Raw genomic sequence first — 16,526 nt, 5'->3', positions numbered from 1 at the left:
CGCCGCCCTACTCCGCCGCCTGCAACAGCTCGGCCGGCGCGCTGACGCGGGCCAGGATGTCCTCGACCCGGCCGGCGCAGGCTCCGCAGCCACCCGAGGCATTGGTGTGGGTGCGGACGCCGGCGACGTCGGTCAGGGCATGCGCCTTGATCGCATCCTCGATGGTGCCGAGATCGACCGCCTTGCAGTGGCAGATCTTCTTGGCGCGCCGCGCGGCTTCCGCAGCGACGGGATCAGCGGCGAGCGCTGCCGCTTCGGCATTGGCCTGCGCGATCGCCCTGGCCTGCCAGGTGTTGCTGGCGGTCTCCCACGGCGCCCGCTTGCGCAGCTGCTCCCACATCGGGTTGTAGATCGCCTTGTCGATCTCGGCGACCAGCTTCACCATGCCGATATAGCCCATATAGGCGTGGGAGCGCTCCTGGTTGATGTCGAGCCAGGGCATCGCCGCCTTCAGCGCGACGAATTGCGACTTGCCGCCCGACAGCATGATGTCGGCCTTGGCGTCCTTCAGCATCTTGTACATTTCGCGCGGCGCCATGTCGTCGATCATGTGCGCGTCCTGGCCCATCAGCTCCTTGATGCGCTCCTTGTCCTCCTTGGTGGACTTCTTGACCGAGGTGCCGACCAGCTCCATGCCGGCCTCCTGCAGCGCCGCCACCACCGACCACGACTTCACGCCGCCGGTGATCAAGAGCACCTTCTTGCCGGTGAGCCGCTTCTTAAACGGCTCGATCGCCGCCCAGGCCTTGGCTTCCTCGCGCGCGATCACCGCCTCGGTGCGGTCGAGCAGGTCGGCCGGCGCGCCGCGCTCGACCAGGAGACGCGCGATCTCGCGCAGCGAGTCCGAGGAGTCCTGGATGCCGTAGAACGAGCCCTCGAAGAACGGAATGCCGTAGCGCTCCTCCATCTTGCGGGCGACGTTGATCATCGCCTTGGAGCACACCATCATCGCGGCGCGGGCGCGGTGCGACGACGCCACATCCTTGTAGCGGCCGTCGCCGGAGATGCACGCGGAGATGCGGATGCCGAGTTCGTCGAACAGCGGCTTCACCTGCCACAGCTCGCCGGACAGATTGTATTCGCCGATGATGTTGAGGTCGTAGGGCGTCGTCACCTCCGGCTCGACCGTGCCGATGACATGGTCGAGCAGCGCCTCGCCGGCGAGCTTGTTGCCGAGGTTCTTCGGACCGACGAAACCGGGCGAATTGACGGGAATGCAGGGCTTGCCGAACTTCGCCGAGGCCGCCTTGCACACTGCATTGATATCGTCGCCGGTCATGGCGGGCACGCAGGTCTGGTAGACGAACACCGCCGGCGGATCGTATTTCTCGATGATTTCCTTGATCGCCTTGTACAGGCGCTTCTCGCCGCCGAACACGACGTCGGTCTCGTTGATGTCGGTGGTGAAACCGGTGCGCCAGATCTGCGAGCCTGACGACGCGGCACCACGGTTGTCCCAGGAATTCCCTTCGCAGGCGATCGGTCCGTGCACGAGATGCGCGACGTCGGTCAGCGGCTGCAATGCGACCTTGGCGCCGTCGAAGGCACAGCCACCGGCCGCGCCGCCTGGCTGCAGCTGCTTGGTGCAGCCCTTCTTGCGCTCGGCCTCGGACTTGTTGGCGTTCTTGCCGCAACCCGGCTCGTTGAAGACGTTCTGGATCGTGGCAGACAGCGAGCTCATGGGCTTCTCCTGTTGGCGGACCGTGTGCGCGTCTTGCGAGAGACTAAGCCCAGGCACATCGCGCCTCCCCTTGAGCCTCGTCGACCCCTTACGAAGCGCGGCGGCCCTTGGGGAGCCGCCGCGCGCCGTCCTTAGCGAATGATGTCGAAGCTGTAGTCCGACTTGGCCGGCACATTGGTGTTGCGGTCGATCTCGTCGAAGATCTTGTCGAGGATCGTGACCAGCACGTTGAGGCCGCCCTGATAGCCCCACACCGGGTAACGGTGCTTGTGGTGGCGATCGAAGATCGGGAAGCCGATGCGGATCAGCGGCGTGCCGGTGTCGCGCTCCAGATATTTGCCGTAGGTGTTGCCGATCAGGAAGTCGACCGGCTCGGTGAACAGCAGCGAGCGCATGTGCCAGAGATCCTTGCCGGGATACACATGGCAGTTCTTGCCGAACGGCGAGCTATCGAACACCGCCTGCACCCGCTCGGCCCATTCCTTGTTGCCGTTGGTGGCGAGCACGTGGGTCGGCTCGGCGCCGAGCTCCAGCAGGAACGACGCGAGGCCGAGGCAGAGGTCCGGATCGCCGTAGATCGCGAACTTCTTGCCGTGGATATGGGCGCTGGAGTCGGCGATGGCGTCGACCAGCCGGCCGCGCTCGAGCGCGAGCGATTCCGGGATCTCCTTGCCCGAGATGCGCGACAGCGCCATCACGAACGCGTCGGTGCCGGACACGCCGACCGGATGGTGGAACGAGACCACTTCCTGGCCGTGGTTCTTGATGAACGGCAGCGTCTTCTCGGTGCAATAATGCTGCATCGAGATGGTCGCCTTGGCGTGAACGGCGTTGGCGGCATCCTCCAGGGTGGTGCCGCCCTCATACATGCGGAACTCGCCGTCCGTCGGCGTGTCGAACACGTTCGAATTGTCGCCGAGGATGGTGTAGGCGATCCCCATCTCCTCGAAGATGTGCTTCACTTCGCGCAGATTGCCGACGGTGTAGCCGTCGAAGCCGCCGATGAAGTTGATCTTCTCGTTGGCCACGCGCTCGATCTTCGGCGCGGTGCCGGCCTTGCCGTCCCAGAAGTGCTCCAGGATGCCCTTCATGGCATTGTCGTAGCCGGTGACGTGGCTGCCGACGAAGGCAGGCGTATGAGCGAAGGGAACGTCGAACTCGGCCGGAACCGAGCCCTTCTCCTTGGACGTCTTGATGAAGGCGTTGAGGTCGTCACCGATGACTTCCGCCATGCAGGTGGTCGACACCGCGATCATCTTCGGCTTGTACATGTTGTAGGCGTTGGCGAGGCCGTCGATCATGTTGTTGAGGCCGCCGAACACGGCCGCGTCCTCGGTCATCGACGACGACACGCAGGAGCTCGGCTCCTTGAAGTGGCGCGACAGATGGCTGCGATAATAGGCCACGCAGCCCTGCGAGCCGTGCACGAACGGCAACGTGCTTTCGAAGCCGACGGCGACGAACACCGCGCCGAGCGGCTGGCAGGCCTTGGCCGGATTGACCGTCAGCGCCTCGCGGGCGAAGTTCTTCTCGCGATATTCGGGCGTCTTGGCCCATTCACGGATGCGCTCGACCTCGGCGGGGTCGCGCGGGTTCTCGAACATCTTCTTCTTGTTCGCCAGCATCTGCTGGTATTCGGGACCACGGAAAAGCTCGAAGTGATCGAGCACATGTTCGGCAGACTGCGTCATGGGAGTACCCTCTCTATGTTCCTGTGTCGATCAGGGAGCGCTGGCTCTCCGCCGAAGGAGAGCCAGGCCGTGGGTGGTGGTGATTACTCGGCCGCCTGGAGCAAGGGCTTGGGCGCCTGCTTCCAGGGCGCCTTGGTCATCTTCCAGACCGGCGAGTTGATGGCCATGTCCATGTCGCGGGCGAAGATCGCGAACCCGTCATAGCCATGGTAGGGACCGGAGTAGTCCCAGGAGTGCATCTGGCGGAACGGCACGCCCATCTTCTGGAAGACGTACTTTTCCTTGATGCCCGAGCCGACGAGGTCCGGCTGGACCTTTTCGACGAACTTCTCGAACTCGTAGCCGGTCACGTCGTCATAGATCAGCGTGCCGTCCTTGACGTAGTGCTGAGCGGTGCGCTGATAGTCGTCATTGTGGGCGAACTCGTAGCCGGTGCCGACGACCTCCATGCCGAGGTCCTCATAGGCGCCGATCACGTGGCGCGGACGTAGGCCGCCGACGAACAGCATCACGGTCTTGCCTTCGAGGCGCGGCCGGTACTTGGCGATCACGGCGTCCATCAGCGGCTGGTACTTGGCGATGACGCGCTCGGCACCTTCCTTGATCTTGTCGTCGAAATAGCTGGCGATCTTGCGCAGGGATTCGGCGATCTTGCTCGGTCCGAAGAAATTGTATTCGCACCACGGAATACCGAACTTCTCTTCCATATGCCGCGAGATGTAGTTCATCGAACGGTAACAGTGCAGCACGTTGAGCTTCGCCTTCGGCGTCGCCTCGAGCTCTGCCAGCGATCCGTCGCCCGACCACTGGGCGATCACGCGCAGGCCCATCTCCTCGAGCAGGATGCGCGACGACCAGGCATCGCCGCCGATATTGTAGTCGCCGATGATCGCGACATCGTAATCGGACGGCTCGAACCGCGGCGCGGCGTCGGCCGGCAGCTTGTCGAACACCCAGTCCCGGATCGCGTCGTTGGCAATGTGGTGCCCCAGCGACTGGGAGACACCGCGGAAGCCTTCGCAACGGACAGGAACGATGGTCTTGCCGTCATATTCCTTCGACTTGACCTTGGAGACCGCCTCGATGTCGTCGCCGATCAGGCCGATCGGGCATTCCGACTGCACGGTGATGCCGTTGTTCAGCGGGAACAGCTCCTGGATCTCGTCCATAATCTTGGCGAGTTTCTTGTCGCCGCCGAAGACGATGTCCTTTTCCTGGAAGTCGGAGGTGAACTGCATCGTCACGAAGGTGTCGATGCCGGTCGTGCCGATATAGTAGTTGCGGCGCGCCGCCCAGGAGTACTGGCCGCAGCCGACCGGGCCGTGGCTGATGTGGATCATGTCCTTGATCGGGCCCCACACCACGCCCTTCGAGCCGGCATAGGCGCAGCCGCGGATGGTCATGACGCCGGGGATCGACTTGATGTTCGACTTGACGCCGCAGTCCGACTTGCCGGACTCGTGGACGTTGAGATGCTTGGCGCGACGCTTGGCGGTCTTCTCGGGATAGACCTTGAGGACCTCGGCGATCAATTCCTTGTTGCGCGCCTTGATCTCGGCCACGCTTTGTTTCTCGGTAACGCTCATCTGGCTTTCCTCGATGATCGGTTGCGGGGACCGCCCGGCCCTTCCGAAAGGACCGGGTGGCCGGTGGCGGTTACGCCGTTGCGGCGAGTTCGGCGGCAGTCTTTCCGATCTGGCTCTCGTCCACCGCCTTCATGATGCCGTGCTCCATCAGCATGTCCTCGAGCTCGTCCATCGTGATCGGCGTCGGGATGATGCCCTTGCCGGCATTGCCGTGGATCTTGGTCGCCAGGTTACGGTAGTGGTTGGCCTGCACCGACTCCGGCGCATATTCCAGAACCGTCATGCGGCGCAGCTCGGCGTGCTGCACGATGTTGTCGCGCGGCACGAAGTAGATCAGCTGGGTGCCGAGCTTCTTGGCGAGCGCTTCCGCCAGCTCGAGCTCCTTGTCGGTCTGGCGCTCGTTGCAGACCAGGCCGCCCAGGCGCACGCCGCCGGAATTGGCATATTTCAGAATGCCCTTGGAGATGTTGTTGGCGGCATACATCGCCATCATCTCGCCGGACATCACGATGTAGATCTCCTGCGCCTTGTTCTCGCGGATCGGCATCGCGAAGCCGCCGCAGACCACGTCGCCGAGCACGTCGTAGGACACGTAGTCGATGTCCTCATAGGCGCCGTTCTCTTCCAGGAAGTTGATCGAGGTGATGACGCCGCGGCCGGCGCAGCCGACGCCCGGCTCCGGACCGCCGGACTCGACGCAACGGATGTCGCGATAGCCGACCTTCATGACCTCTTCGATCTCGAGATCCTCGACGCTGCCCGCGGCAGCGGCCAGGCTGAGGATGGTGTCCTGCGCCTTGGCGTGCAGGATCAGGCGGGTCGAATCCGCCTTGGGGTCGCAGCCAACGATCAGGATCCGGTGACCCATCTCCGCCAGCGCCGCGAGCGTGTTCTGCGACGTCGTCGATTTGCCGATGCCGCCTTTGCCGTAGAATGCGATTTGTCGAAGTGATGACATTCTGCTCTCCATCAACCGATTGCCAATGTCCCGCATGCGCCTTGCATGACGAGAACGCGTCCTCTCTCCAGAACCGGCAGACGGGTTATTGGGAAGGAGAGCATCGCTCGTCCGAAGCGTCGGCGTGCACTCAGCCCTCAACCATTGCCTGATCAGAGTTTTGCAACGGCTGTGCCAGAGCTTTGGAATCGTTAAAAAGGCCGTCTTTTGAAAGAGATGCGGCCAACGTCGAGGCTAGGATGGAGTTGTTGCAAACCCGACATCGGGGTTTTTCACCCGACGCTCCCGGGCCGTGCTGTTCGAAACGACACATGGCATCGCAGCTGTGGCTCCGCAGCGCTGGCTTCGCAGCCGCAAAGCCGAGCTCCGGTCATCGCCGGTCGCTGCTGTCTGAGCTAACAGGCCAAGGGGCGCGGTACGGAGTTTGCTTGATGTAGATCAAACCCGTTTCCGAACGGGCAGCAGGAGTATTTTGATGTCGGACAAGGCATGCGTCTTCGTCATCGAAGCAGATCAGGTGATCCGGTCGGCGCTCGGCTATATCCTCAGTGAGCGCCACGAGACCTTCACATTCGCAGAGACCGCGGATGCGCTGAGCAAGGCGGCGCGGGCCACGCCCGACGCGGTGCTCGTCGGCAGCAGCATCCTGGAGGATGGCGGCGCCGAGATGGTCGGCGTGCTCGCCAGGAAGCTGCATCAAGCCGGCATCATCGTCGTTGCCGGATCGACCAGGTCGCCGCTGGCGCTGGCCGGGCTGCGCCAGGGCGCCGAGGCCATTATAGCGAAGCCGATCACCTTCGACGGCGTGACCCATGCCGTCGATACGGTGCTGGCGCGGCGCGGGACGGAGCCCAGCCTGGCGACATCGTCGTGATGTCCAAGGCCTCCAGCAAATGACCAGGAGAAGATCATGTTGCAGCTGACCCAGACCGCCGCGCCGGGAACTCCCGACATTGCCGACATCGTCGAGAACTTCGCCGTCCTGGACGATTGGGATGACCGCTACCGCTATGTCATTGAGCTCGGACGCGGCCTTGCACCGCTGCCGGACGCCGATCGCACTGACGCCAACAAGGTGCAGGGCTGCACCAGCCAGGTCTGGGTCGCCACGTCGGTGCGTCACGGCGCCGCACCAGTGCTCGATTTCATTGGCGACAGCGACGCCCATATCGTGCGCGGCCTGGTGGCGATCCTGCTGGCAATGGTTTCGGGGCGCACAGCATCCGAGATCCTCGCTGCCGATCCAATCGCCCTGTTCGAGACGCTCGGACTGCGCGAGCATTTGACGCCGCAGCGTTCCAACGGCTTCCGCTCGATGGTCAGCCGCATCAAGGCGGATGCGAAGGCGGCGCTGGCGGCGGCGGCGTAGGTTTGATTGTTCGATTGCTGATTTAATTAGTCGCGCATGTCGCACCGAACTCGGTGCACCCTCTCCCCTTGTGGGAGAGGGTGGCAGCCGAAGGCTACCGGGTGAGGGGTTCTGTCGGCAAATTCAGACGGTCGTGTGCGGACACCACCACTCACCCGAGGGAGTCTGAAGCTGACAACGGTGCCGCCCTCTCCCACAAGGGGAGGGGGCGCATTCATGGGCAGCGCTTCTTGGTGATCAGTAAGAGCGGCGCAAGCCGCTACGAGAAGAACTCCTGCGCCCTCTTCAGCGCGCGCACCAGCGCATCGACCTCCTCCCGCGTATTGTACATCGCGAAGGAGGCGCGGCAGGTGGCGGTGACGCCGAAGCGTTCCAGCAGCGGCATCGCGCAATGGGTGCCGGCGCGTACCGCGACGCCGGAGCGGTCGATGACGGTGGCGAAGTCGTGGGCGTGGGCGCCCTGCATCTCGAACGAGACGATGGCGCCCTTGTCGGCGGCGTTGCCGATGATGCGCAGCGAATTGATCTCGCGCAGTTGCTCGGTGGCGTAAACCACCAGATCATGCTCATGCGCGGCGATGCGCTGCTTGCCGATCGAGGCGACGTAGTCGATCGCCGCCCCCAGCCCGGCCGCTTCCACGATCGGCGGCGTGCCGGCCTCGAAGCGGTGCGGCGGATCGCCATAGGTGACCCAGTCCCGCGACACCTCGCGGATCATTTCGCCGCCGCCATTGAATGGCGGCATCGATGCCAGGAGTTCGCGCTTGCCGTAGAGCGCGCCGATCCCGGTCGGGCCGTAGATCTTGTGCCCCGTAATGCAGTAGAAATCCGCGTCGAGATCGCGGACATCGACCTCCATATGCACGGCCGCCTGAGAACCGTCGATCAGCACGGGGATACCGCGCGCATGCGCGATGCGGATGACGTCCTTCACCGGAACGACCGTGCCGAGCACGTTCGACATCTGCGTCATCGCCACCATCTTGGTGCGCGGCGTCAGCAGCTTCTCGAACTCGTCGAGCAGGAAGTTGCCGGCGTCGTCGACGGGGGCCCATTTGATCACGGCGCCCTGGCGCTCCCGGAGGAAATGCCAGGGGATGATATTGGCGTGGTGCTCCATGATCGAGAGCACGATCTCGTCGCCCGGCCCGATCCGCTCGCGGCCGAAGGTCTGCGCCACCAGGTTCACGGCTTCCGTGGCGCCGCGGGTGAAGATGATCTGCTCGGGGCTTTCGGCGTTGAGGAATCTCGCGACCTTGGCGCGTGCGCCCTCATAGGCCTCGGTCGCCGCATTGGCGAGATAATGCAGCCCGCGATGCACATTGGCGTATTCGAAGGTGTAGACCTGGTTCATCCGATCGAGCACGGCCTGGGGCTTCTGCGCCGAGGCGGCGTTGTCGAGATACACCAGTGGCTTGCCGTGCACCTGCATGCCGAGGATGGGGAAATCCGCGCGGATGCGGCCCACGTCGTAGCCGCTTCCCTGCACCGCTGCATGCATCATCTACTCCCGTCGTCCGAGCCAGCCCAGCATCGCCTCCGTCAGCGCCGCCCGCACGCTCTCATCGGCCGCGCCCTCGATGATCTCGCCGACGAACGCCTGGATCAGCAGCGCCTTGGCCTCATTGGGCGGAATGCCGCGCGCCATCAGGTAGAACAAGAGCTCATCATCGATCGCGCCGGTCGTGGTGCCGTGGCCGCACTGCACGTCGTCGGCGAAGATCTCGAGCTCCGGCTTGCTGTCGGCCTCGGCCTCGTCGGAGAGCAGCAGCGCGCGCGACATCATCTTGGCGTCGGTCTTCTGCGCGCCCGGGCTGACCGTGATCTTGCCCTGGAACACCGCCCGCGCGGTGTCGCCGACCACGGCCTTGAAGGTCTCGCGGCTCTGGCAGTTCTCGGCGGCATGCTCGATCGCGAGCGTGGTGTCGGCATGCTGGGCGCCCGACAGCAGCGAGCCGCCGCGGATGTCGACCACGGTGCCCTCCCCCGCGATGTGCACAAACAGCTGGTTGCGCACCAGGCTGCCGCCGGCGACGAAGCCGAGCTGGTTGAAGGTCGCGCGTGCGCCGATATTGGCGAGCAGCGAGGAGATGTGCAGCGCGCTGTTGCCCTCGATCACGACCTTGACGTGGTCGATCCGCGCCTCGTCGCCGACGATGAGCTGCATCGCGGTGTTGACCTGATATTCGGTGCCGTCGGGCCCCTGATGCGACTCGACGATGGTGGCGCTGGCGCCCGCGCCGATGTTGACCTGCGAGCGCGTGAACATCGAGGTCGCGACCCAATTGGTCGTGACGAAGGCGACATGGATCGGCCGGCTCACCGCGGTGCCCGGCGCGACCAGGATCACGACGCCATTGGCGGCCAGCGCGGTGTTGAGCGCCAGTGCCGGATCGTCGTCCGGCACCACGGGGCCGAGGCGCTGCAACAGCAGCGGCTTGTCGGCCGCCAGCGCATCGGCCATCGGCTGGATCGTCAGGCCCGGCTCGAGACCCGCGAGATCGGACAGCTCTGGCACGAAGGCGCCGTCGACGATGACAAGCTTGCGGAAGCCGGCGCCCGCGAACAGATCGCTCGCTTCGCGCGCTTTCGTCTTGGCGGCATCGTCGGGCAGCGAGGCGAGTCGCTTGGCCTCCTTCATCTGCGTGCGCAGATCAGTGTAGCGCCAGGCCTCGACGCGCCGGTGCGGGAGGCCGACCGCGTCGAAGCGGTCGAAGGCTGCGGCACGCACCGCCGTGATCTCCTCACCGCCCGGCAGATAGCGGCGGGCGCCCTGATACAGATCGGCCAGTCCGAGCTCGGCCTTGGTCTTGCGGATCGCGACGCCCATCCTGCTGCTCCCCACGCCTTAGGCTGCTTCGCTCTGATACTGGGCGTAGCCGGTCGCCTCGAGCTCGCGCGCGAGGTCTGCAGCCCCGGTACGGACGATGCGGCCGGCCGCGAACACGTGGACGATGTCCGGCACGATATAGTCGAGCAGCCGCTGATAGTGGGTGATGACGATCATGCCGCGCTCCACCGAGCGCAGCGCATTGACGCCGTTGGCGACGACCTTCAGCGCGTCGATGTCAAGGCCGGAGTCCGTCTCGTCGAGCACGCAGAGCGACGGCTGCAGCAGCGCCATCTGCAGGGTCTCGTTGCGCTTCTTCTCGCCGCCAGAGAAGCCGACATTGAGCGGCCGTTTCAGCATCTCGGCGTCGATGTTCAAGGTCTTGGCGATCTCGCGCACGCGCTTGATCAGCTCCGGCGAGGACAGCTCCTCCTCGCCGCGCGCCTTGCGCTGGGCGTTGAAGGCGGCGCGCAGGAACGTCAGGGTCGCGACGCCCGGGATCTCCAGCGGGTATTGGAAGGCGAGGAACACACCCTTGGCGGCGCGCTCGTTGGCTTCCATCGCCAGCAGGTCCTCGCCATTGAGATAGACCTCGCCGGCGGTGATCTCATAGCCGGGCTTGCCGGCAAGCACGTAAGAGAGCGTCGACTTGCCGGCGCCGTTCGGCCCCATGATGGCGTGGATCTCACCTTTGTTGACGGTCAGGTCCAGCCCCTGGATGATCTTCCGTCCGCCGGCGATCTCGGCATGGAGCCCCTTGATTTCGAGCAAGGCCGTCATCGAACCCTCCTTCTGATGTTGTCGCCGCGCGGCACCGTCATCCCACCGAACCTTCGAGCGAGATCGAGATCAGCTTCTGCGCCTCGACCGCGAACTCCATCGGCAGCTGCTGCAGCACGTCCTTGACGAAGCCGTTGACGACAAGCCCGACCGCTTCCTCCTGCGAAAGACCGCGCTGGATGCAGTAGAACAGTACGTCCTCGGAGATCTTCGACGTTGTCGCCTCGTGCTCGAACACCGCCGACGAGTTCTTGGCCTCGATATAGGGCACGGTGTGGGCGCCGCATTTGTCGCCGATCAGCAGCGAGTCGCAGGCGGTGAAATTGCGCGCGCCCGAGGCCTTGCGATGCGCGCTGACGAGACCGCGATAGGTGTTCTGCGACTTGCCGGCGGCAATGCCCTTGGAGATAATCCGGCTCGACGTGTTCTTGCCGAGATGGATCATCTTGGTGCCGCTATCGACCTGCTGGAAGCCGTTGGAGATCGCGATCGAGTAGAATTCGCCGCTGGAATTGTCGCCGCGCAGAATGCAGCTCGGATATTTCCACGTGATCGCCGACCCCGTCTCGACCTGGGTCCAGGAGATCTTTGAATTGGCGCCGCGACAGTCGCCGCGCTTGGTGACGAAATTATAGATGCCGCCGACGCCCTCTGAATTGCCGGGGTACCAGTTCTGCACCGTCGAATATTTGATCTCGGCATCGTCCAGCGCGACCAGCTCGACCACGGCGGCGTGCAGCTGGTTCTCGTCGCGCTGCGGCGCCGTGCAGCCTTCGAGATAAGAGACGTAGGCGCCCTTGTCGGCGATGATCAGGGTGCGCTCGAACTGACCGGTGTTGCGCTCGTTGATGCGGAAATAGGTCGACAGCTCCATCGGGCAGCGCACGCCCGGCGGTACGTAGACGAACGAGCCGTCGGAGAACACCGCCGAGTTGAGCGTCGCGAAATAATTGTCGGTGGTCGGCACCACCGTGCCGAGATATTTCTCCACCAGGTCCGGATGCTCGCGCAGCGCTTCGGAGATCGGCATGAAGATGACGCCGGCCTTCTTCAGCTCCTCCTTGAAGGTGGTCGCCACCGAGACCGAATCGAACACCGCGTCGACCGCGATCCTGCTGCGCGGCGCCGCGGTCTCGCCGTCGGCGTCGGTTTCCACCGTCGCAGCCGGCCGCTCGACGCCTTCGAGGATCTCGACCTCGCGCAAGGGAATGCCGAGCTTCTCATAGGTCTTGAGAATTTCCGGGTCGATCTCGTCGAGCGAAGCCACCTTCTTCTTCGGCTTCGGCGCCGCGTAGTAATAAAGGTCCTGATAGTCGATCTTGGGATAGCCGACGCGGGCCCAACTCGGCTCGGTCATGGTCAGCCAGCGGCGATAGGCCTCGAGACGCCATTCCAGCATCCAGGCCGGCTCGTTCTTCTTGGCCGAGATGAAGCGGATGGTATCCTCGGACAGCCCCTTCGGCGCCTTCTCGGATTCGATGACGGTCTCGAACCCGTAGCGATATTGATCGACATCAATGCCCTTGACCCGATCAATCGTCTCCTGAACCGCTGCCATCTCTCACTCCGCTTGCAATGATGCCGTCCGCGCCCGCGTCAGGCGGGCACGCAGGTGTCCGGAACCGGACAGACGGCAGCGCATTGCGGCGCGTCGAAATGGCCTTCGCACTCGGTGCACTTCTTCGGATCGATGATGTACATGTCGTTCTTGAGCCGGATGGCCGCGTTCGGACATTCGAACTCGCAGGCCCCGCACACCGTGCATTGTGAGGCGATGATCTTGTAGGCCATGTGCTGCTCCCCGCGCTTTCCGCGACATCGGGCGATGTCATTCACGCGATATCTTTCAAGCGCCGTGCCAGAGAGCACTTGGTTGATTTCTAAGGAAGATTCTAAACTTCGCCGCGCCGACCAGCTGTCGCTCTCCCGACAGCATGTCGCAAGTGCGACAGGACGGGAGGGATGCGTGCAGCGTTGCTCTGCGCGGAGGCCCACGACCAGTTGGACTCAATCACTCACCCCCAACGGCAGTGCGCTCCCCTCCCCCTTGCGGGGAGGGGGCGGGGGTGGGGTCCACGAAGCGCGCTGTCTCTGATGAGCCCCCGTATATGATCGAGAGCGCAGCGATTAATCATGCACGGCAATCGCTACAGTCAACGCGCCCGCTGTGGCTCCCCTCAACTGAGCAAGGCCGTCGTGCATCGTCTCGCGTTCTCGCAACAATGATGTGATGCATGCGTCGACGGTGCACGCCACGAAGGTTGTCGCCCGGGGACCCCTACCCCTGACCCCTACCCGCAAGGGGGAGGGGAGCCGACCGCCGCCCGGGTGAGAGCTCTAATCCAACCGCGAGCAGCGGCAGACACGATCCACCAAGAGGCAAAAGGGCGCGCTGCCAGCGCGCCCTGCGACGAGCCTCAGGCCAAGCCGCTCAGAATCGCTTGACCTCGATATTATACTTCTTCAGCGCGTAGCCGATCTGGCGCGGGGTCAGGCCAAGCAGGCGCGCGGCCTTGGCCTGGACCCAGCCGGAGCGCTCCATCGCCTGGACGATACGGTCGCGCTCGGGCACGGCACCGCCATCCATCGCCTCGTTGAACTCCCCATCATCGATTTCGGCAACCGGCGACTCGGCCGGCGTTTCGATCGGCGCCGATGAGCGCGGCAGGATCGGCAAGGGCACGATCGGCTGGCCGCGCGGTGGCGGCGGGGTCACCGTGTTGCCCTTCCACAGGATCGCCGACATGCACTCGTTACGGCTGCAGGCGAAGTCGTGCTGGCCGATCGCCGATCCAGCCGCGAGCGTCGCCGTCCGCTGTACGCAGTTCTCCAGCTCACGCACATTGCCGGGGAAGCCGCAATGCATCAGCACCTCGATGGCGCTGACGTCGAAGGTGAGGTCGCGCTCATTCTCGCAATTGAAGCGGCGCAGGAACTCGTGCGCCAATTGCGGAATGTCGCTGCGCCGCTCGCGCAACGGCGGCAGCTTGATCGGAACCACGCTGATCCGATAATAGAGGTCGGCGCGGAACTCGTTGCGCGACACGGCCTCCTCCAGATTGCGGTTGGTGGCGGTGACGATGCGGACATCGACCTTGATGGTCTGGTTGCCGCCGACGCGCTCGAACTCCTGCTCTTGCAGCACGCGCAGCAGCTTGGCCTGGAACGCCGGCGAGATCTCGCCGATCTCGTCGAGGAACAAGGTGCCTTTGTCGGCGAGTTCGAAGCGGCCTTTGCGCGAATTGATGGCGCCGGTGAAGGCGCCCTTCTCATGGCCGAACAGCTCGGACTCCAGCACCGTCTCAGGCAGTGCCGCGCAGTTGATCTTGATGAAGGGGCGCTTGGCGCGGTTCGACAATTCGTGGATCGCTTTCGCGACCAGCTCCTTGCCGGTGCCGGATTCGCCGCGCAGCAGCACCGGCGCGTTCGACTTCGCCACCACATTGATCTTGTCGAGCAACGCGCGCAGCGCCGGGCTGTCGCCGACGATGCCGTCGACCAGCACCTTCTTGCGATTGGCCGACGCCGGCTTCAGCTCCGACAGCTCCTTCTGCAGCCGATGGCTCTCCGCCATCAGCCGCTCGCGATCGCGCGCCACGACACGATGCAGCTTGATGGTCTGGCCGATCAGGTTGGCCACCATCGTCAGGAAGCGGACATCGGAGTCGAGCCGGAACACGGCGCGGCCATCCCAGACCCGGTCGATCGTGAGCGTGCCGACCACGCGCTGATCGATCCGGATCGGCACGCCAAGGAACGACACGCGGGTGTCCGCACCGGCACCGAGCGTCACCGCGTCGGCGGGACTGAAGGCCGGGTGATCGGCGACGTTCTCGGCAATCAACGGCACGGCGGTCGCGACGATCTGGTCGATCGCCTTCTGCGGCAGGCGCTCGCGGTAGCGCTGGTCACTGCCTTCGCTCCACCCGGCCCCGACGGCGAGATCGGGAATGCCGTCGTCGGCGAGCAGCGACACCACGCCATGGCGCATCTGCATGAAGGACTGCAGCAGGTTGACAACGTTGGCGAGCGTAATTTCCAGCCGCGTCGGCGCGGCGAGGATTTTCGAGATTTCGAAAATTCCGGTCAGCGCGATCTCGCTGAGCGGTATCGGGGCTGCGTTGGACCTGACGTCCTGAGCTTCGACCTGACGTGTTTCCGTTTGGACCATGGTCGCTTCTCTGGTGGTCACGGACGTTCCTGACAAGGCCGCCGTGATTGTAGGCGTTCTAACATCCTCCCCGAACTGCAGATGATTGTCGTGCCTAACTTTGCTGCATTGCCGCAGAAGTAGTGGGCAGCGAAGAGAATAGAAAAGCTGCAGGACTTCATGATCTTAACAAATTAGTTTGCATCCGGCAGAAAGCGTGCGCTGCGGCCGCGAGGCGCCGCCGCATCGCGAGACGATCCGACAAAGACGTGGTGTTTCCGACACCTAATACCGCCGCATCGGGCCCCTTGCTGCGCGCGGATCGCAAACAGAGGAACTGATCATCAGGTTTCCACCCTCGCCTGGCACTCGCGAGGCCCTCCTGCTAGCGGCGCTCATCGCTCGCTTCACATCCGCGTGTAGACAGCCGTGAACAGACTTGGCTGCGCTACGTCGACCCGTCCATCAATCAGAGGTGTTGCCCCCCATTGATCTGGATCTCCTCCCCGGTCACGTAGCTCGCAGCGTCCGAGCAGAGGAAGAACAACACCTTTGCGACCTCCTCCGGCGCGCCGATCCGGCGCATCGGGATCAGCGGCGAGAAGCGCGCCTCGGTCTCCGGCGACACCATCTCGGTCTTGATCTCTCCCGGCGCGATGGCGTTGACGCGAATCCCGTGCGGGGCGAAGTCGTGCGCCATCTCACGGGTGAGACAGGCCAGCGCCGCCTTGGACGTCGCATAGGCGGTGCCGGCAAAGGGATGCACGCGGGTGCCGACGATCGACGTCACGTTCACGACGGCGCCCTGCCCGCGCTTGAGCTCCTCGAACAGACCCCGCGCCAGCAGGATCGGCCCGAGGAAATTGACGTGGAAGACGGTCATCCAGGTCTCGACCGAGGTCGAGAGCGAGTCGAGCCGGCCACCATCGGTGGCCTTGGGAGAGATTGCGGCGTTGTTGATCAGGGCATGCAGTGGAGCGCCGTCGAGCTTGGCCTTGATCTCGGCGATCGCGCGCGGGATCGCCTGGCGGTCGCTCAGATCGACCTGGACGTGATTGGCAGCACCGGCGTCCCAGGGGCAGCGCCCGCCATCGAACGGCTGGCGTGAGCAGGTCAGGATGCGCCAACCGGCATCGGAGAACAGTTTGGCCGTCGCGTGGCCGATGCCCCGCGACCCGCCGGTCAGCACCAGCGTCTTCTGCTCGGTCCGGCCGGGACGCTCGGCTGCGGCGAGGTCCTGATGAAATGGACACGACGCCACCGTCGCGACCGCTTCGCCGGCCGGCTCCCGCACATCCTGGTCGAGATCGAGACTCACCTCATACCGTCCTGACGCCGTCCTGATGATTTGGCGATCGACTACAGGGCCGCCGCGCCCACGGATCGCGCGTCGGCCCGCGGTATCGTCATGCGGCTGTTTTGCAGTTTCCGGGCCAACGAAAACCGCGCGCAAACCGGCTGGCCCGTGTCGCATTCCCGAC

13 protein-coding genes are annotated in these 16,526 nt (G+C 64.3%); 2 read left to right on the top strand and 11 right to left on the bottom strand.

Translation table 11 applies throughout. The features are described from left to right. Nucleotides 1-7: 7 nt before the first annotated feature. The 4 genes from nifE to nifH all read right to left on the bottom strand — a co-directional run bounded on the left by nifE (nucleotide 8) and on the right by nifH (nucleotide 5,916). Nucleotides 8-1,681 (bottom strand): nitrogenase iron-molybdenum cofactor biosynthesis protein NifE, encoded by a 1,674-nt coding sequence (gene nifE / locus ACVIJ6_RS21315; protein WP_456774299.1) that lies wholly within the window; start codon nucleotides 1,679-1,681, stop codon nucleotides 8-10. Nucleotides 1,682-1,812: 131 nt separating this feature from the next. Then, nucleotides 1,813-3,372 carry a nitrogenase molybdenum-iron protein subunit beta gene (gene nifK / locus ACVIJ6_RS21310; protein WP_456774298.1) on the bottom strand — a complete coding sequence of 520 codons (1,560 nt, stop codon included), beginning with the start codon at nucleotides 3,370-3,372 and terminating at the stop codon, nucleotides 1,813-1,815. 83 nt (nucleotides 3,373-3,455) lie between these two features. After that, nucleotides 3,456-4,958, bottom strand: a complete 1,503-nt coding sequence (gene nifD, locus ACVIJ6_RS21305; protein WP_456774297.1) for a nitrogenase molybdenum-iron protein alpha chain — start codon at nucleotides 4,956-4,958, stop codon at nucleotides 3,456-3,458. A gap of 70 nt (nucleotides 4,959-5,028) precedes the next feature. Continuing rightward, nucleotides 5,029-5,916 carry a nitrogenase iron protein gene (gene nifH / locus ACVIJ6_RS21300; RefSeq protein WP_006609655.1) on the bottom strand — a complete coding sequence of 296 codons (888 nt, stop codon included), beginning with the start codon at nucleotides 5,914-5,916 and terminating at the stop codon, nucleotides 5,029-5,031. A gap of 475 nt (nucleotides 5,917-6,391) precedes the next feature. Here nifH and ACVIJ6_RS21295 point away from each other — a divergent pair, with 475 nt between their 5' ends. Further along, nucleotides 6,392-6,790: a response regulator gene (locus tag ACVIJ6_RS21295; RefSeq protein WP_456774296.1), complete on the top strand. Its 399-nt coding sequence runs from the start codon at nucleotides 6,392-6,394 to the stop codon at nucleotides 6,788-6,790. 36 nt (nucleotides 6,791-6,826) lie between these two features. Next, the gene (locus ACVIJ6_RS21290) at nucleotides 6,827-7,285 is read left to right on the top strand and encodes a SufE family protein (RefSeq protein ID WP_456774295.1); all 459 of its coding nucleotides are present in this window, start codon (nucleotides 6,827-6,829) and stop codon (nucleotides 7,283-7,285) included. A gap of 259 nt (nucleotides 7,286-7,544) precedes the next feature. Here ACVIJ6_RS21290 and ACVIJ6_RS21285 read toward each other — a convergent pair whose 3' ends face one another. From ACVIJ6_RS21285 to ACVIJ6_RS21255, 7 genes are all read right to left on the bottom strand, one after another. After that, a complete protein-coding gene (locus tag ACVIJ6_RS21285) occupies nucleotides 7,545-8,786 on the bottom strand; it encodes a cysteine desulfurase (protein WP_456774294.1) in 1,242 nt (413 codons plus the stop codon). A 3-nt stretch (nucleotides 8,787-8,789) separates the two neighbouring features. Further along, nucleotides 8,790-10,115 (bottom strand): Fe-S cluster assembly protein SufD, encoded by a 1,326-nt coding sequence (gene sufD / locus ACVIJ6_RS21280; RefSeq protein WP_456774293.1) that lies wholly within the window; start codon nucleotides 10,113-10,115, stop codon nucleotides 8,790-8,792. Between the two features lie 18 nt (nucleotides 10,116-10,133). Then, complete coding sequence (sufC, locus tag ACVIJ6_RS21275) at nucleotides 10,134-10,895, bottom strand: Fe-S cluster assembly ATPase SufC (RefSeq protein WP_456774292.1); 762 nt, start codon at nucleotides 10,893-10,895, stop codon at nucleotides 10,134-10,136. A gap of 37 nt (nucleotides 10,896-10,932) precedes the next feature. Beyond that, the gene (gene sufB, locus ACVIJ6_RS21270) at nucleotides 10,933-12,453 is read right to left on the bottom strand and encodes a Fe-S cluster assembly protein SufB (RefSeq protein WP_456774291.1); all 1,521 of its coding nucleotides are present in this window, start codon (nucleotides 12,451-12,453) and stop codon (nucleotides 10,933-10,935) included. Between the two features lie 38 nt (nucleotides 12,454-12,491). Next, on the bottom strand, nucleotides 12,492-12,686 hold the full coding sequence (locus tag ACVIJ6_RS21265) for a 4Fe-4S dicluster domain-containing protein (RefSeq protein ID WP_008961670.1): 195 nt from the start codon (nucleotides 12,684-12,686) through the stop codon (nucleotides 12,492-12,494). Between the two features lie 640 nt (nucleotides 12,687-13,326). Further along, nucleotides 13,327-15,066 carry a nif-specific transcriptional activator NifA gene (nifA, locus tag ACVIJ6_RS21260; RefSeq protein ID WP_456777044.1) on the bottom strand — a complete coding sequence of 580 codons (1,740 nt, stop codon included), beginning with the start codon at nucleotides 15,064-15,066 and terminating at the stop codon, nucleotides 13,327-13,329. A gap of 448 nt (nucleotides 15,067-15,514) precedes the next feature. Further along, a complete protein-coding gene (locus ACVIJ6_RS21255) occupies nucleotides 15,515-16,363 on the bottom strand; it encodes an SDR family NAD(P)-dependent oxidoreductase (RefSeq protein WP_456774290.1) in 849 nt (282 codons plus the stop codon). Nucleotides 16,364-16,526: the final 163 nt, after the last annotated feature.

Source organism: Bradyrhizobium sp. USDA 4369, from assembly GCF_054056435.1.
Note: the sequence above shows the minus strand (reverse complement) of the source record. Positions and strands in the feature narration are given on the sequence as shown.

Bases quoted from the DNA above. Each gene is read 5' to 3' on its own strand.
- nifE (WP_456774299.1), bottom strand. From the start codon at position 1,681: ATGAGCTCGCTGTCTGCCACGATCCAGAACGTCTTCAACGAGCCGGGT.
- nifK (WP_456774298.1), bottom strand. From the start codon at position 3,372: ATGACGCAGTCTGCCGAACATGTGCTCGATCACTTCGAGCTTTTCCGT.
- nifD (WP_456774297.1), bottom strand. From the start codon at position 4,958: ATGAGCGTTACCGAGAAACAAAGCGTGGCCGAGATCAAGGCGCGCAAC.
- nifH (WP_006609655.1), bottom strand. From the start codon at position 5,916: ATGTCATCACTTCGACAAATCGCATTCTACGGCAAAGGCGGCATCGGC.
- ACVIJ6_RS21295 (WP_456774296.1), top strand. From the start codon at position 6,392: ATGTCGGACAAGGCATGCGTCTTCGTCATCGAAGCAGATCAGGTGATC.
- ACVIJ6_RS21290 (WP_456774295.1), top strand. From the start codon at position 6,827: ATGTTGCAGCTGACCCAGACCGCCGCGCCGGGAACTCCCGACATTGCC.
- ACVIJ6_RS21285 (WP_456774294.1), bottom strand. From the start codon at position 8,786: ATGCATGCAGCGGTGCAGGGAAGCGGCTACGACGTGGGCCGCATCCGC.
- sufD (WP_456774293.1), bottom strand. From the start codon at position 10,115: ATGGGCGTCGCGATCCGCAAGACCAAGGCCGAGCTCGGACTGGCCGAT.
- sufC (WP_456774292.1), bottom strand. From the start codon at position 10,895: ATGACGGCCTTGCTCGAAATCAAGGGGCTCCATGCCGAGATCGCCGGC.
- sufB (WP_456774291.1), bottom strand. From the start codon at position 12,453: ATGGCAGCGGTTCAGGAGACGATTGATCGGGTCAAGGGCATTGATGTC.
- ACVIJ6_RS21265 (WP_008961670.1), bottom strand. From the start codon at position 12,686: ATGGCCTACAAGATCATCGCCTCACAATGCACGGTGTGCGGGGCCTGC.
- nifA (WP_456777044.1), bottom strand. From the start codon at position 15,066: ATGGTCCAAACGGAAACACGTCAGGTCGAAGCTCAGGACGTCAGGTCC.